Source organism: Cryobacterium sp. W22_MBD10_FK3 (assembly GCF_052113745.1).
Classification (GTDB): domain Bacteria; phylum Actinomycetota; class Actinomycetes; order Actinomycetales; family Microbacteriaceae; genus Cryobacterium.
In genome coordinates, this window is record NZ_JBGQOH010000003.1 from 217170 (window position 1) to 232525 (window position 15356).

Consider the following 15356-nt stretch of genomic DNA (forward strand, 5'->3'; position numbering starts at 1 on the left):
AAGAGGTGCCCACAATCGGGCGGGGGTGCATCCCGAGTGCCTGTCAACGCTGACGCGACACACCATAGCAGAAGTATCATCAATATCGCCGACTTATTCTCGTGTCTCGACGTATGTATGTGTTATGTTGCCTGCATGATCGATGACGACCATTCGGCTCCCCTGCTCAGGGTGCACGGAATCACCAAGAGTTTCGCCGGGGTGCAGGCCCTCAAGGGAGTCGACCTGGAGGTGCGCGCGGCCGAGGTCCACTGCGTGCTCGGCCAGAACGGCGCGGGCAAGTCAACCCTGATCAAGGTGCTCTCCGGCGTGCACCAGCCCGACGGCGGGCAGATCATCTGGCAGGGCAACGAGATCAGCATCGCGCATCCGGTCGCCGCGCTCGGTCTCGGCATCGCCACGATGTACCAGGAACTCGACGTGGTCGACGGCCTCACCATCGCCGAGAACATCTTCCTCGGCCACGAGATGGCGTCAGGGGGCATGCTCAGGGTGAACGAGGCCAACCGGGCCACCCGAGACCTGCTCCAGCGGCTCGGGCACGGCAACCTGTCACCCAGCACCGAGGTGGGTCGCCTCTCGGCCGCCAACAAGCAGATCGTGAGCATGGCGCGGGCCCTCTCGCACGACACCAAGCTGATCATCATGGACGAGCCCAGTGCGGTGCTCGACTCCGAGGAGGTACGCAACCTGTTCCGGGTCATCCGCGAACTCACCTCGCAGGGCGTCGCCGTGGTCTACATCTCGCACCGGCTCGAAGAGATCCGGCAGATCGGCGACCGCATCACCGTGATCAAGGACGGCAGCAGCATGGCCGTCGGCCTCAGCGCCAAGGACACGCCGACGCCGGAACTGATCACCCTGATGACCGGCCGGGCCGTCGCGAACGTCTTCCCCGACAGAGCACCCGTGCCCGCGGATGCGCCGGTGCTGATCGAGGTCGACGACCTCAGTCTGCGGGGGCAATTCGACCACGTGAGCCTGAGCGTGCGCGCGGGTGAGATCGTCGGCCTGGCCGGGTTGGTCGGGTCCGGTCGCTCGGAGATCCTGGAGACCATCTACGGCGCCCGCAAGCCCACCGGCGGGTTCGTGAGCGTTGTCGGTACCCGGCTGAAGCCGGGCTCCGTGCGGGCCGCGGTGCACGCCGGCATCGGGTTGGCGCCGGAGGAACGCAAGAGCCAGGGCCTCATTCTCGACGAGCACGTCTACCGCAACGTCACCCTGTCCACTTTCGCCAGGTTCGCCCGCGGCGGTTTCCTCGACGAGCGCCGGGAACGGCAGGTCTCAGTGGAGCAGATGCAGGCCCTCGAACTGCGGCCGGCCGAGCCGGAGCGGGCCACCCGCACCCTGTCCGGCGGCAACCAGCAGAAGGTGCTCCTGGCCCGCTGGCTGGTGCACGGCACCAAGGTGTTGCTGTTGGACGAACCCACCCGCGGCGTCGACGTGGGCGCCCGCGCCGAGATCTACACGCTCATCCGCCGGCTGGCGGCCGCGGGCACCGCCATCATCCTGGTCTCCAGCGAAATCGAGGAAGTCCTCGGCCTCGCCGACCGGGTGCTCGTCATCGGCGACGGTGAGGTGCTCAGCACCACCGACGCACAGAACATCGACGAGCACGGTGTGCTCGATCTGGTCATGAAAGGAGCCGCAGCGTGAGCGAACAGAACGGCGTCAGCGCCGTCCCAACAAAGGCCAACCCCCCGGCCACGCCCGACAACCGCCCCGGGATGTTCCGGCGCATCATGAGCGGATCGGTCGGCCGCAATCTCGGGCTGGTGATCGCGCTCGTGCTGCTGGTGATCGTGGGCACCATCACCGCCGGCGACAGGTTCGCCAGCTACGACAACTTCCTCACCATCCTCCGCCTCGCCTCGATCATCGGGGTGATCAGCATCGGCCTGACCTTCGTGATCACCGCCGGCGGCATCGACCTCTCCGTGGGGTCGGTGATGGGGCTGGCCACCGTGGTCGCGAGCCTCACCGCTGTGCAGGCGGCAGCGACCCAGAGTTCCTGGATCCTGATGGTGCTCATCCCGCTCGGCGTCGGCATAGCGGCCGGGTTGATCAACGGTGTCGTGATCGCCTACGGCAACGTGGTCGCGTTCATGGCCACGTTGGCGATGCTCGTGGCCGCCCGGGGGCTGGCCGAACTCATCTCCGGCCGGCGCACCCAGATCGTGATCGAGACCGGGTTCCTGCAGTTCACCCGGTCGAGCATCATCGGGGTCCCCCTGCTGATCTGGATCTTCCTCGTCGTGGCGATCGTGGCCTGGTTCCTGCTGAACCGCACCACCTTCGGCCGCCGCACCGTGGCGATCGGCGGCAACCGGGAGGCCTCCAGGCTGGCCGGCATCCGGGTGAAGCGACACCTGGTCTACGTCTACGTGCTCAGCGGGCTGACCGCCGGCATCGCGGGCATCATGATGCTGGGCCGCACCACCGCCGGCACCTCCACGCACGGCACCCTCTACGAACTCGACGCCATCGCCGCTGTCGTGGTCGGCGGCACCCTGCTCATCGGCGGGCGCGGCACCATCGTGGGCACGGTGCTGGGGGTGTTGATCTTCAGCACCCTCACCAATGTGTTCACCCAGAACAACCTGGACACCTCGGTGCAGGCGATCACCAAGGGTCTGATCATCGTGGTCGCGGTGCTGTTGCAACAGCGCTTCGCCACCCGCGGCTCGAGCGGCACCTGACCGGCCCTGTTACCGATCGGCCTCCGGGTGGGTCGACAGGCGCGGCCGCTTCAGGTGGCCGTCGGCATCGTGGCGCAGAATAAGCACATGCCTCTTTCCCCGGTTCTGCCCACGTCCATGCGCGCACTCGTGATCGACCGCACCGGCGGCCCCGAGGAGCTGCACCTCACCGAGCTGCCGCTGCCCGTCGCGGTCGGCGACGAGTTGCTCATCCGTGTTGTGGCCGCCGGCATCAACCCGATCGACGCCAAGACCCGGGCCGGCTCTGGTGCCGCCGCCGCGATCGGCGGCTACCCCGTCGTGCTCGGCAACGACTTCAGCGGCATCGTGGTGCGCTCCCCCTACGACACCTTCCCGCTGCAGCCCGGCGACGCCGTCTACGGCATGGCCAGGCCGCCGCGCATCGCGGGCAGCTACGCAGAGTATGTGGCGGTGTCGAGCATGTCGGTCGCCCACAAGCCGCACGCGGTGAGCCACACCGAGGCCGCGGGCATCCCGCTGGCCGCCATGACGGCCTGGGGCATGGTCACGCTCGCCGGTGCGGCGCCGGGCCAGCGGATGCTCGTGCACGCCGGCAGCGGCGGCGTCGGTCACTTCGCGGTGCAGTTCGCCCGGCACCTGGGCGCCCACGTCACCGCCACGGGCTCCACGGCGTCGGTCGAGTTTCTGCACCGCCTCGGAGCGCACACAGTGATCGACTACAGCACCACCAGGTTCGAGGATGAACTCTCCGGCATCGACAGCGTCATCGACCTGATCGGCAATGTGCACGATCAGACCGGCACCAGGTCGCTGGCGGTGCTGCGGCCGAACGGCCTGCTCGTGAACGCGCCCACCGGCAGCTGGCCCACCATGCAGGAGGAGGCCGCGGCCGCCGGGGTGCGCGCCACCGGCTACAAGGTTCCCGCCGACGCCCGGGTGCTCGACGCCATCGCCGCCCTGATCAACAACGGCTCCGTGCGGGTGAACATCGACCAGGTCTTCGACCTCGCCGACGGTGCCGCCGCGCACCGCGCCCTCGAGGGCGGCCACACCAGGGGCAAGATCGTGCTGCGGGTCACCGACGCCGAACAGGATGCCGCGGGCACGAGCGACGCCGAAGCCGCCGCCGCGGGTCAGACCGAGAGCGCCGCATGAGTGGGGCCCCCGCCACCGAGCCGCCCACCCCGGTGCCCGCCGCGGCGGCCCGCCCCGACGGACCATCGGTGGTCTGGCTGCGCGACGACCTGCGGCTGGGTGACAACCCGGCGCTGACCGCCGCGGTCGAGCGCGGCCGCCCAGTTGTGCTCGTCTACGTGCTCGACGAGGTCTCCCCCGGCATCCGCCCGCTCGGTGGCGCCGCCCGCTGGTGGCTGCACCAGAGCCTGACCTCGCTCGCGGCCGACACCGGGGCGCTCGGCGGCCGGCTGCTCTTGCGCCGTGGCCCCGCCGACACCGTGATCGGCGAGTTGGTCGAGGAGCTCGGCGCCGGCGCGGTGTTCTGGAACCGGCGTTATGGTGCCGCGGAACGCGAGATCGACACCATGGTGAAGGCCAGGCTCACCGACGCCGGCATCGTGGCGCACAGCTTCTCGGGCTCGCTCCTGTTCGAACCGTGGACCATCCGTACCGGCGGCGGCACCCCGTACACGGTGTTCACCCCGTTCTGGCGTGCCTGCACCAGCGGTCCGCCGCCGCGGGCGCCCTATGCAGCACCGGAGTCCATCGACGACGCGGGCGGCCGGCTGCCCAGCGACGACCTCGGCTCCTGGGCGCTGGAGCCGCGGCATCCGGACTGGGCCGACGGCCTGCGCGCGGCGTGGACCGTGGGCGAAGCGGCCGCGCAGCAGAGCCTCGCGGCGTTTCTCGACGAATCGCTGCCGCTGTACGGCACCGAACGCGACCTGCCCGCCCAGCAGGTCACCTCCCGGATGTCACCGCACCTGCGCTGGGGCGAGATCAGCCCGCACCAGATCTGGCACGCCACCGACGTGGCCCGCCGCGGCCTCACCGGCGCGGCCGCCACCAGCGCCACCCGGTTCCTCACCGAGGTGGGCTGGCGCGAGTTCGCCTATCACGTGCTCTTCCACGCCCCCGATCTGGCCACCGCCAACCTGCGCCCAGGCTTCGACGCCTTCCCCTGGCCGCCGCTCGACGAACGCGCGCTGACCGCGTGGCAGCAAGGGCGCACGGGTTTCCGCCTGGTGGACGCCGGCATGCGGGAACTCTGGCGCACCGGCAGCATGCACAACCGGGTGCGCATGGTCACGGCGTCGTTCCTGATCAAGAACCTGCTCATCGACTGGCGGCAGGGCGAGCAGTGGTTCTGGGACACCCTCGTCGACGCCGACCCGGCCAGCAACCCGTTCGGCTGGCAGTGGGTGGCCGGTTCGGGGGCGGATGCCGCGCCCTACTTCCGGGTCTTCAACCCCGAGCTGCAGGCGAACAAATTCGACCCGCACAACGAGTACGTGCGGCAGAACGTGCCCGAGTGGGGCACCGACGCCTACCCGGAGCCGATCGTCGACCTCGGCGAGACCCGCCGGGCCGCCCTGGCCGCCTACGAGCAGGTCAAGGCCGCCCGCCCGGCCTCACCGCCCGCCTAGCTCGCCCGCCCGCCCGCTCGCTCGGCCCGGTCCGCAACTGTTACCGTTGCGGACAATTGCACCCGGTGCGCCGGCCACAATTGTCCGCTGTGGTAACAGTTGCCGGGTCCCCGCTGGGCTAGAGGGCGCGCTCGAGCACGTAGTCGTCTTCGTAACGCTCGCCGACGAGAAACCGTTTGATGCCCACGCGCTCGAAGCCGTGCTTGCCGTAGAAGCGCAGGGCGCGCACATTCTCCTGGTTCACGCCGAGCCACGAGCCGGCCGCGCCGCGCTCCCGCGCCGCGTCGAGCGTCGCGGCCATCAACAGCGCGGCAGTGCCGGAGCCGTGGGCCTCGGCGCGCAGGTAACACTTGCTCAGCTCGGCGGTGGGGCGGATGCGGATCGCGCCGGCGGCATCCGCGTCGTGCGGCTCACCGAAGACGAGCATGGTGTATCCGGTGAGGGTGCCCGCGTTGTCCTCGGCCACCAGCAGCAGCCGGTCGGCATCGGCGAGGAAGGCCTCGAAGTTCGCCGGCGCGAGCACGTCGCGCACGAAGGCCGCGATCGCGTCGGCACTGGTGTGCGGCGGGCAGGCCAGCGCGAAGGTGGCGGCGGCAAGTTCGGCGAGCGCCGCGGCCTCGTCTGGCCGGGCCGTGCGAATGCGCACCCCCGGAGCGGGCCGGGTGGGCGTGGGGTCTGTCGGTGTGGTCTCGGTCACCCGACCAGCCTCACATCCTTGCAGCAGGCGCGCAAACGGCCCCGTCGGTGTGCCGACGGGGCCGCGTGCGGGCGCCAATCGCCTACAGGTAGCGGGCGTAGGCGGCGACGGTGAGGAAGGTCGGGAACTCGGGTTCGAGTGCCGACGCCCGGAACACCTCGAGGGCGTCGTCGAACCGGTCTCCACTCGTGCGGGGCAGGGCCGCCATCTCCTCGGCGACCAGACCGGTCACCCAGTCCGCGTCGATCCGGCGACCGTCGTCCAGAGCCGAGTTGTCGTGGATCCACTGCCAGATCTGCGACCGGGAGATCTCCGCGGTGGCGGCGTCCTCCATCAGGTTGTCGATGGCGGCGGCGCCCACGCCGCGCAGCCACGATTCGATGTAGCGAAGCGCGATGCGCACGTTGTCGCGCACCCCGGCCTCGGTGATCTGCCCACCGGCGGAGGCGACGTCGAGCAGGTCGGCCGCGGTGACCTGCACCTCGTCCCTGGTGCGGTGCAGCTGGTTGGGCCGGTCGCCGAGCACGGCATCGAACTCCGCCCTGGCCGTGGGGATGAGGTCGGGATGCGCCACCCAGGTGCCGTCGAAGCCGTCGCCGGCCTCGCGGCGCTTGTCGGCGGCCACCTGCTCCAGCGCCCGCTCGGTGACGGCGGGGTCGCGCCGGTTGGGGATGAACGCGCTCATGCCGCCGATGGCATAGGCACCGCGGCGGTGGCAGGTGGCCACGAGCAGTTCGGTGTACGAGCGCATGAACGGCACCGTCATGGTGATCTCCTTGCGGTCGGGCAGCACGAACCGGCGGCCCCTCGCGCGGAAGGTCTTGATGATGCTGAAGATGTAGTCCCACCGCCCGGCGTTCAGGCCCGCGCAGTGGTCGCGCAGTTCGTAGAGGATCTCGTCCATTTCGAACGCGGCCTGGATGGTCTCGATCAGCACCGTGGCACGGATCGTGCCGTGGCCGAGGTTCAAGTGGTCCTCGGTGTGGCTGAAGATGTCGTTCCACAGCCGCGCCTCGAGGTGGCTCTCGAGCTTGGGCAGGTAGAAGTACGGTCCGGAGCCGTTCTCCACCAGCCTGTGCGCGTTGTGGAAGGCGTAGAGCCCGAAGTCCACCAGACTGCCGGAGGCCGGCATCCGTCGGTTGGCGCGGTCGACGAAGGTGAGGTTCTTCTCCACCAGGTGCCAGCCGCGCGGCCGCATGACGATGGTCGGGGTGGACCCGGGGGTAGCGCCGTCCTGCCGGTTGGAGGGGGCTCCGGTCACCCGGTATGCCTTGCCGTCCGGACCGTCGTACGACAACGTGCCGCGCACGGCGTCGAACAGGGTGAGCTGGCCCTCGATCACATTGGCCCAGGTGGGGCTGGTCGCGTCTTCCTGGTCGGCCAGCCACACCGCCGCGCCGGAGTTGAGCGCGTTGATGGCCATCTTGCGGTCGGTGGGCCCGGTGATCTCCACCCGCCGATTGGTGAGCCCGGGGCCGGGGCCGGCGACCCGCCAGGTGGAGTCATCGCGGATGTGCGCGGTCTCCGGCAGGAACCTCGGGTCCCGCCCGTTGGCGGCATCCACCCGGGTCTGCAGCCGGGCCGCCAGCAGGTCGTGCCGGGTGCCGGCGAAGCGGTCGTGCAGTTCGGCGAGGTAGTCGAGCGCGGCGGGGGTGAGGATCTCGTCGTAGCGGTCGCCGAGTTCGCCGGTGATCTCGAGGTGCGGGCGGATGGTGGCGAAGCTGCCCGTGCTGGTTTCGCCGAACGCCCGGGTTTGGCGCGGCACGCTGGTCGAGCTTGTCGAGACCCCGCGAGCCGTGCTCGGTGCCGTGGACAGCGGTGGTGTGGTCATGATCCTGTTCTCCTTCTGAGCGATGCGGATGTCTGGAGGCGGCCGGCTAGAACTGCTCGGCCTCGGTGGATCCGGCCAGGGCGAGGGTGGCGCTGGTCGGGTTGAGCGCGGTGGCGATCCGGTCGAAGTAGCCGGTGCCCACCTCCCGCTGGTGGCGAGTGGCGGTGTATCCGTCGGCCTCCGAGGCGAATTCGGCCTCCTGCAGGTCGACGTATGCGCTCATCTGACGCTCGGAGTAGTCCTTGGCCAGGGTGAACATGGAGTGGTTGAGAGCGTGGAAACCGGCCAGCGTGATGAACTGGAAGGCGTAGCCGCAGGCAGCGAGCTCGCGCTGGAACGCTGCGATCTGCTCGTCGTTGAGGTGCGATTTCCAGTTGAACGACGGGGAGCAGTTGTAGGCGAGCTTCTTGCCGGGGAACTTCGCATGGATCTCCGTGGCGAAGCGCTGGGCGAGCTCGAGGTCGGGCTCGCTGCTCTCCACCCAGAGCAGGTCGGCGTACGGCGCGTAGGCCAACCCCCGGGCGATCACGACGTCGGGTCCGTTCGCGGTGTCGTAGAATCCCTCGGCGGTGCGGCCGCCGGTGAGGAACTCACTGTCACGCTCGTCGATGTCGCTGGTGATGAGGGTCGCCGCGAGCGAGTCGGTGCGGGCGATGATGATCGTCGGCACGCCCGCGACATCCGCCGCCAGCCGGGCCGCGTTGAGGGTGCGGATGTGCTGGCCGGTGGGCACGAGCACCTTGCCGCCCATGTGGCCGCACTTCTTCTCGCTGGCGAGCTGGTCCTCCCAGTGCACGCCGGCCGCGCCGGCCTCGATCATGGAGGCCATCAGCTCGTAGGCGTTCAGCGGTCCGCCGAAGCCGGCCTCGGCGTCGGCGACGATGGGCGCCATCCAGTCGATGCCGGCGCCGTTGTTGGTCGCGTCCGCGCCGGATGCGACGGCCTCGGCGCCCTCGATCTGGCCGGCCCGCAACAGCGCGTTGTTGATGCGGCGGACCACGGCAGGCACCGAGTTGGCGGGGTAGAGCGACTGGTCGGGGTAGGTCTGGCCGGAGAGGTTCGCGTCGGCGGCGACCTGCCAGCCCGAGAGGTAGATGGCCTTGAGACCGGCGCGCACCTGCTGCACGGCCTGGTTGCCGGTGAGGGCGCCGAGCGCGGCGACCCATTCGGGGTTGTCCGGGGTGCCGTTCTGGTGGATGAGCTCCCAGAGCTTCTCAGCGCCGCGGCGGGCGAGAGTGCGTTCCTCCCGCACCGCGCCGCGCAGGGCGATCACGTCTTCGGCGGTGTAATCGCGGCGCACTCCCTCCCAGCGGGGGTCGGCAGCCCATTCCAGGGCCAGCTCGGCGGCCGTCTGGGTCTGGTCGCCGGGGCGGGCTCCGGTGGGGCCGGATGCGGTGGAGCCGGATGCGGTGGGGTTCGTCATGGAGTTCTCCTTGGGTCAGCGTCATTGCGAACTGGTGCGGCGGAACTGGGGCTGGAGGGAGTCGTCCTCCCGGTGCCTGCACCCACTCTGCGACCGGGCGGCCGCCGCGCCCCGGGGCCGCGGCGAAGAAGAAAACGACTTCTTTCGGTTGTGTGAACAATCGCCACATGTGAGCATGGGCACATGGTCACTGTCGATCCCGCCTTCTCGTCCGCCGTCCCGCCGGTCCGGCCGGCAGCGTCCCCGCCGTCCCCGCCCGGCACCGCAGAGCCGGGCGAAACCGGCCTTGACGCGCTCACCCTGGGCCGCCGCATCCGGGACCGGCGGCGCCGGCTCGGCCTGACCCTCGACACCCTCGCCGCGGCCGTGGACCGGGCGCCGTCACAGATCTCGATGATCGAGAACGGCAAACGCGAACCAAGGCTGTCGATGCTGCGGCTGATCGCCGCGGCACTGGGCACCAGCGTCGACGAGTTGCTGCGCACCGACGCGCCCACGCCGCGGGCGGCGCTGGAGATCGCCGTCGAGCGGGCCCAGCGCGGGCCGGTGTTCACGGCGCTGGGGCTGCCGCGCTTCAGGGTCGGGCCCGGCCAGCCGGACGAGACCCTGCAGACCATCCTCACCCTGCACAACGAGATCGAGCGGCTGCACAAGGAACGGGCGGCCACGCCGGAGGAGGCGCGTCGGGCCAACGCGCAGCTGCGCGCCGAGATGCGCGAGCGCGACAACTACTTCCCCGACCTCGAGGCGCAGGCCCTCGAGCTGCTCACCGCGGTCGGGCATTCCGGCGGCCCGGTGTCACACCAGGTGGTCGCCGACATGGCCGCTCACCTCGGCTTCACCCTGCACTACGTGGGCGACCTGCCGCACTCCACCCGCTCGGTCACCGACAAGCGGAACGGCCGAATTTATTTACCCACCGAGCAGGCCGCGTCGCGGGACAGCCGCTCGCCGATCCTCCAGGCCTTCGCCAGTCACCTCTGCGGGCACGCTGAGCCGGAAAGTTACGCTGATTTTCTGCGCCAGCGGGTGGAGACCAATTACCTCACCGCGGCCATCCTGCTGCCCGAGACCGACACCCTGCGGTTGTTGAACGACGCCAAGGCCGCCCGCCGCATCTCGCTCGAAGACCTGCGCGACGCCTTCTCGGTGTCCTACGAGACCGCCGCGCACCGGTTCACCAATCTCGCCACCGCCCGCCTGGGCATCCCGGTGCATTTCATGAAGGTGCACGAGTCCGGCACCATCATCAAGGCGTACGAGAACGACGACGTGCAGTTCCCCAGCGACGCGCTCGGCGCCGTCGAGGGGTCGACGGTCTGCCGCAGCTGGACCGCCCGCACGGTTTTCGACGTGCCGGACCGGTTCAGCCCCTGGTACCAGTACACCGACACCCCGGCCGGTACCTTCTGGTGCACCTCCCGCATCGAGAAGGCCAAGGAGGGCGACTATTCGGTGAGCGTCGGCGTGCCGTTCACGCACGTCAACTGGTTCCGCGGCCGCGAGACCACGAACCGGGCGGTGTCGCGCTGCCCAGACGAATCCTGCTGCCGGCGCGCACCCGACGAGCTGTCCGGCCGCTGGGAAGGCCAGTCCTGGCCCGTCGCCCGCACTCCCACGAGCCTGCTCGCGGCGCTCCCCACGGGCACCTTCCCCGGCGTCGACCCCACCGAGGTCTACGAGTTCCTCGAAACCCACGCCCCCGCATCCGCCTGACCCCGCCCCCCATGACTGGCCCACTTTCGCTAGTGCGGACCCCGCCCGCACTAGCAAGAACGGGCCAGTCATCGCTGGGGGCGGATGGCGGGGGCGGATGACCGGAGTGAGATGGGTGGGGGTCGGCCCGGATGGGTGGCCCAGTTTTGCTAGTGCGGACCCCTCCCGCACTAGCAAAAACGGGCCAGTCAAGAACTGGGCTCGGATGGGTGGCCCAGTTTTGCTAGTGCGGACCCCTCCCGCACTAGCGAAAACGGGCGAGTCTAGACGGCGGCTCGGGCCAGGTCGGGCAGGCGGTGCAGGGCGTCGACGAGGGGGCCGAGTTCTGGCTCCTCTTCGGCGGCGGCCAGGGCGCCGGCCAGGGCCTCGTCGTAGGCCGGGCGGGCGCGGGCGAGCAGGGCCTTGCCGGCCTCGGTGAGCTCGGTGTAGATGCCGCGCCGGTCGTCGGCGCAGAGGATGCGGGTGAGCAGCGCCCGGTCTTCCAACCGGTTCACCAGGCGGGTCGTCGCGCTGCTCGAGAGCGCTGCGGCGCGGGCGAGTTGCTGCATCCGCATGTGCCAGCCGTGCTGGCGGCTGAGGGCGTCGAGCACGGTGAACTCCACGACCGACAGGTCAAACCCGGACTGCAGGGTGCGCTCCAGAACGGCCTCGATGCGTCCGTGCAGGGCGGCCAGGGTGCGCCAGCCCTGGGCCCGAACCTCGACGGCGTCGTCTTCGATGCTCATCCGTGTTGCTCCCTCGACCTTGCTCCGACTAGAAGACGCAAGTACAACGCGCTTGCAACTACCAGTGTACGCAGCCGGGGCGCCCCGGCGCACCGGGCCGCTAGGACTCCCGGGTGATCTCCACCTTCACGAACAGTTGCGATCCGCCGGAGCCCGCGTAGACGCCGCGCAGCGGGGCGATGTCGTTGTAGTCCCGGCCACGGCCCACTCCCACATGCCGGTCGCCGATGTCGATGAGGTTGGTGGGGTCGTAGCCGCGCCAGTCACCGCAGAACCACTCCACCCAGGCGTGCGATTCGCCGGTGACGGTCTCGCCGATCGCGGCCAGGGGCTTCGGGTGCAGGTAGCCCGACACGTAGCGGGCCGGGATCCCCACCGAGCGCAACGCGCCGAGCGCCACGTGGGTGATGTCCTGACAGACACCGCGTTTGTCGGCCCACGCCTCGCGGGCGTTGGTCTTCACCCCGGTGACGCCCTGCACGTAGGCCATGTTCTCGCCCACGAACCGGCAGATCTCCTGCGCCGCGTCGCACGGGTCGAGGCGCCCGGCGATCTCGGCGGCGGCTGCCGCCACATCCGCCGGGGGTTCGGTGAGCGAGGTCTGCCAGGACTGCTCCACCGAGGAGGTCGACCGGGCCACCATCGCCGCCAGGTCTTCCCAGGGCATCGGATGCAGCGGATGCTCCCGCGGCGACACCTCCACCAGGCTGTTGGCCGTGAGGGTCAGCTCGGCGTGCGGGGTGAGCACCTCGAACGACGACACCCTGGTGCCCCAGTAGTCCACGTAGTTGTGGTTGCTCGACACCGGGCTGATGTCGAGGTTGGAGTACAGCACGAACTGGTCCGGGGAGGTGACCGGCAGCATCCGCGCCTCGTTGTACGACGTGGCCACCTCGCCGTTGTACCTGTAGCCGGTGGTGTGCCGGATGCGCAGCCGCTTCACGATGCCTCCCCAGTCCAGGTGGGCACCGCGCTGGTCGGGAAGTACCGTTGCCCGATCGCCTCCGACGCTGTGCTGGTGGCGTCCTGCACCAGGTCCATGTGCCCCGGCAGGTCGTTCAAAATCTCCATGATCGGGCGGTACTCCAACTGGCTGCGAATCTGGCCGAGGATGCGCTGTGACGAATCGGACACACCCAACCTGTCGGTGCGCGGTTCCAGCTCCTGCAGGCACTGCTCGGCCCGGGAGATGGAGAACACGATCGACCGGGGGAACAGCCGGTCCATGAGCAGGAATTCGGCGGCGTTCCGGGCCGACGGCACCCCGCGGTAGGTGCGCAGGTACGACTCGTACGCGCCGCAGGAGCGGAGGATGGTGGTCCAGGACGGCCCGCTGTTCTCGGTCAGCGACCGCGTGGCGAGCAGCCTGGCAGTCATGTCGGCCTGTTCGAGGCTGCGACCGAGGGTGAAGAAGTGCCACGCGTCGTCCCGGCTGGCGCTGGACTCGACAATGCCCACGGCCAGGGCCGCGCGCTCCCGCACCCAGCCGAAGAAGTCGTGCGTCTTGGCGCTGGCGATGTTGCGCGGCATCTTCGTGTAGGTGGTGTTCAGGCACTCCCACAGCTCGGTCGAGACGATCTCCCTGGCCCGCCGGGCGTTCTCCCTGGCGGCGCCGAGCGAGTATGCGATCGAGGCCGGATGCGTGCGGTCGGCCGCCAGGGTCGCCAGCACGTCCTTGCGGGTGAGGTCGCGGTCCGGCGGCACCGGGCTGCCCATCAGGTGCAGCAGCGACCGGCAGGCGAGGTTCTCCTCGATCCACGGGTCTTCGAGCAGCAGCTGCAGGTGCACGTCCAGGATGCGGGCGGTGCCGTCGCTGCGTTCGATGTAGCGGCCGATCCAGAACAGGCTCTCGGCGATGCGGCTCAGCATTCGAGTGCTCCCTCTGCGTCGGTGGTCGCAACGTGTTGCTGTTGCTGTTGCTGTTCCTGGTCCTGGTCGCCGCCCGGCGGGGTGTCTTGCGGGGAGTGGTCGACGGTGCGGGTGGGGATGATCGAGATCGACTGGGTGTTCGCCGCCTGGTCGTTGACCAGTCCCTGGATGTTCCGTGCCGAACCGGCGTGGAAGTCGGGCTCGAGCCCGATCACCCAGGTGTCCTTCGATCCGCCGCCCTGGCTGGAGTTCACGACGAGCTCACCCTCGGGCAGGGCCACGCGGGTGAGCCCGCCGGGCAGCACCCAGACGTCCGACCCGTCGTTCACGGCGAACGGCCGGAGGTCGGCGTGCCGGGGACGCATGCCGTCGTCGACGAGGGTGGGGATGGTGGACAGTTGCACCACGGGCTGGGCGATCCAGCCGCGCGGGTCCCTGAGCAGCTGTTTCCGCAGGGTGTCCAACTCGGCCTTGGATGCCGCCGGGCCCACCACGAGACCCTTGCCGCCGGAGCCGTCGACGGGTTTCACGACGAGTTCGTCGAGCCTGTCCAACACCTCCTCGAGCGCAAGCGGGTCTTCGAGCCGCCAGGTGTCGACGTTGGGGATGATCGCGTCCTCACCCAGGTAGTACTTGATCAGCTCGGGCAGGTAGGTGTACACGAGCTTGTCGTCGGCCACCCCGTTGCCCACCGCGTTGGCGATGGTCACGTTTCCCAGCCGCGCGGCCATCAGGATGCCGGGCGAGCCGAGCTGCGAGTCGGCGCGGAACTGCAGCGGGTCCAGGAACTCGTCGTCGACCCGGCGGTAGATCACGTCGACCCGGGTGGGGCCGGCGGTGGTGCGCATCCAGACCCGTCCGCCGGAGCAGAACAGGTCACGGCCCTCGACCAGCTCCACACCCATCAGCCGCGCGAGCAGGGTGTGCTCGAAGTAGGCCGAGTTGAACACGCCGGGGGTGAGCACCACGATGTTCGGGTCGTCGACCCCGGCCGGCGCCGAGGCGCGCAGGGCCTGCAGCAGCTTGTTGGGGTAGTCGCCGACGGGCCGCACCCGCATCGAGACGAACAGTTCGGGCAGGGTCTGCGCCATCACCCGACGGTTGGAGATGACGTAACTGACCCCGCTGGGCACCCGGACGTTGTCTTCCAGCACCCGCCAGGCGCCCACTTCGTCGCGGATCAGGTCGATCCCGGAGACCTGGATGCGCACATTGTTCGCCGAGGTGATGCCGGCGGCCTGGCGGTGGAAGTGCTTGGAGGAGGTGATCAGGCCGGCCGGGATGACGCCGTCGCGCACCGCCGCCTGGGCACCGTAGATGTCGGCGAGAAAGGCTTCGAGCGCCAGGACCCGCTGCTTGATGCCGGCCTCGACGTTCAGCCACTCGGGTTGCTCGATCACCCGCGGAACCGCGTCGAGCGGGAATGGGCGCTCCTCGCCGGCGAAGTCGAACGTCACGCCCTGCGCCAGGTACGAACTGGCGAGCGCATCGGTGCGGCCGCGCAGCTCCTCCTGGGTCATCTTGGCGAGCGCGTTGTACACGTCCTTGTAGGCTGCGCGGGCCTCGCTGGGAGAGAGCGACGACGGATCCGGGAACATCTCGTCCCAGGCCGAGGTCGCGCCACGCTCGCGAGGCGGTGCGGAGGTAGCGCCATAGCCACTGAAGAGGTCAACCATGACTGGATGCTAGCCGCCCGGTGTTGCGGGATTGTTTCCTGCTCGCAGCAACCGAACGCTGCATACAATCTGCTGCACGTCGGGGGCAGTACCGAGCATCTTCACCACAATGTGCGCATCGTCACCGGTTTTTTG

12 protein-coding genes are annotated in these 15356 nt (G+C 69.6%); 5 read left to right on the forward strand and 7 right to left on the reverse strand.

From position 1 onward, the window contains the following. Positions 1 to 135 precede the first annotated feature (135 nt). From ACEN2M_RS05610 to ACEN2M_RS05625, 4 genes are all read left to right on the forward strand, one after another. On the forward strand, positions 136 to 1656 hold the full coding sequence (locus ACEN2M_RS05610; protein ID WP_441647148.1) for a sugar ABC transporter ATP-binding protein: 1521 nt from the start codon (positions 136 to 138) through the stop codon (positions 1654 to 1656). Beyond that, complete coding sequence (locus tag ACEN2M_RS05615; RefSeq protein ID WP_441647149.1) at positions 1653 to 2699, forward strand: ABC transporter permease; 1047 nt, start codon at positions 1653 to 1655, stop codon at positions 2697 to 2699. Before ACEN2M_RS05610 ends, ACEN2M_RS05615 begins: the two co-directional genes overlap by 4 nt. Before the next feature lie 87 nt (positions 2700 to 2786). Next, the gene (locus ACEN2M_RS05620; protein WP_441647150.1) at positions 2787 to 3836 is read left to right on the forward strand and encodes an NADP-dependent oxidoreductase; all 1050 of its coding nucleotides are present in this window, start codon (positions 2787 to 2789) and stop codon (positions 3834 to 3836) included. Continuing rightward, entirely contained in the window at positions 3833 to 5284 is a 1452-nt protein-coding gene (locus ACEN2M_RS05625; protein WP_441647151.1) for a cryptochrome/photolyase family protein, read from the forward strand. Before ACEN2M_RS05620 ends, ACEN2M_RS05625 begins: the two co-directional genes overlap by 4 nt. Before the next feature lie 118 nt (positions 5285 to 5402). Here the strand turns inward: ACEN2M_RS05625 and ACEN2M_RS05630 are convergent, their stop codons facing one another. The 3 genes from ACEN2M_RS05630 to aceA form a co-directional block, all read right to left on the reverse strand. Beyond that, complete coding sequence (locus ACEN2M_RS05630) at positions 5403 to 5981, reverse strand: GNAT family N-acetyltransferase (RefSeq protein ID WP_441647152.1); 579 nt, start codon at positions 5979 to 5981, stop codon at positions 5403 to 5405. 82 nt (positions 5982 to 6063) lie between these two features. Further along, on the reverse strand, positions 6064 to 7812 hold the full coding sequence (aceB, locus tag ACEN2M_RS05635; protein ID WP_441647153.1) for a malate synthase A: 1749 nt from the start codon (positions 7810 to 7812) through the stop codon (positions 6064 to 6066). A gap of 46 nt (positions 7813 to 7858) precedes the next feature. Next, positions 7859 to 9235 carry an isocitrate lyase gene (aceA, locus tag ACEN2M_RS05640; RefSeq protein WP_441647154.1) on the reverse strand — a complete coding sequence of 459 codons (1377 nt, stop codon included), beginning with the start codon at positions 9233 to 9235 and terminating at the stop codon, positions 7859 to 7861. Between the two features lie 183 nt (positions 9236 to 9418). Between aceA and ACEN2M_RS05645 the strand changes: the two genes are divergently transcribed. After that, on the forward strand, positions 9419 to 10951 hold the full coding sequence (locus ACEN2M_RS05645; protein WP_441647155.1) for a helix-turn-helix domain-containing protein: 1533 nt from the start codon (positions 9419 to 9421) through the stop codon (positions 10949 to 10951). A gap of 263 nt (positions 10952 to 11214) precedes the next feature. Here the strand turns inward: ACEN2M_RS05645 and ACEN2M_RS05650 are convergent, their stop codons facing one another. The 4 genes from ACEN2M_RS05650 to ACEN2M_RS05665 form a co-directional block, all read right to left on the reverse strand. Next, positions 11215 to 11676 (reverse strand): MarR family winged helix-turn-helix transcriptional regulator, encoded by a 462-nt coding sequence (locus ACEN2M_RS05650; RefSeq protein ID WP_441647156.1) that lies wholly within the window; start codon positions 11674 to 11676, stop codon positions 11215 to 11217. A gap of 100 nt (positions 11677 to 11776) precedes the next feature. Continuing rightward, entirely contained in the window at positions 11777 to 12619 is an 843-nt protein-coding gene (locus tag ACEN2M_RS05655) for a transglutaminase family protein (protein ID WP_441647157.1), read from the reverse strand. Beyond that, on the reverse strand, positions 12616 to 13545 hold the full coding sequence (locus tag ACEN2M_RS05660; RefSeq protein ID WP_441647158.1) for an alpha-E domain-containing protein: 930 nt from the start codon (positions 13543 to 13545) through the stop codon (positions 12616 to 12618). Before ACEN2M_RS05660 ends, ACEN2M_RS05655 begins: the two co-directional genes overlap by 4 nt. Continuing rightward, complete coding sequence (locus ACEN2M_RS05665; RefSeq protein WP_441647159.1) at positions 13539 to 15221, reverse strand: circularly permuted type 2 ATP-grasp protein; 1683 nt, start codon at positions 15219 to 15221, stop codon at positions 13539 to 13541. The genes ACEN2M_RS05660 and ACEN2M_RS05665 overlap by 7 nt, the downstream gene beginning before the upstream one ends. Positions 15222 to 15356: the final 135 nt, after the last annotated feature.

Bases quoted from the DNA above. Each gene is read 5' to 3' on its own strand.
- ACEN2M_RS05610 (WP_441647148.1), top strand. From the start codon at position 136: ATGATCGATGACGACCATTCGGCTCCCCTGCTCAGGGTGCACGGAATC.
- ACEN2M_RS05620 (WP_441647150.1), top strand. From the start codon at position 2,787: ATGCCTCTTTCCCCGGTTCTGCCCACGTCCATGCGCGCACTCGTGATC.
- ACEN2M_RS05625 (WP_441647151.1), top strand. From the start codon at position 3,833: ATGAGTGGGGCCCCCGCCACCGAGCCGCCCACCCCGGTGCCCGCCGCG.
- aceB (WP_441647153.1), bottom strand. From the start codon at position 7,812: ATGACCACACCACCGCTGTCCACGGCACCGAGCACGGCTCGCGGGGTC.
- aceA (WP_441647154.1), bottom strand. From the start codon at position 9,235: ATGACGAACCCCACCGCATCCGGCTCCACCGCATCCGGCCCCACCGGA.
- ACEN2M_RS05645 (WP_441647155.1), top strand. From the start codon at position 9,419: ATGGTCACTGTCGATCCCGCCTTCTCGTCCGCCGTCCCGCCGGTCCGG.
- ACEN2M_RS05650 (WP_441647156.1), bottom strand. From the start codon at position 11,676: ATGAGCATCGAAGACGACGCCGTCGAGGTTCGGGCCCAGGGCTGGCGC.
- ACEN2M_RS05660 (WP_441647158.1), bottom strand. From the start codon at position 13,545: ATGCTGAGCCGCATCGCCGAGAGCCTGTTCTGGATCGGCCGCTACATC.
- ACEN2M_RS05665 (WP_441647159.1), bottom strand. From the start codon at position 15,221: ATGGTTGACCTCTTCAGTGGCTATGGCGCTACCTCCGCACCGCCTCGC.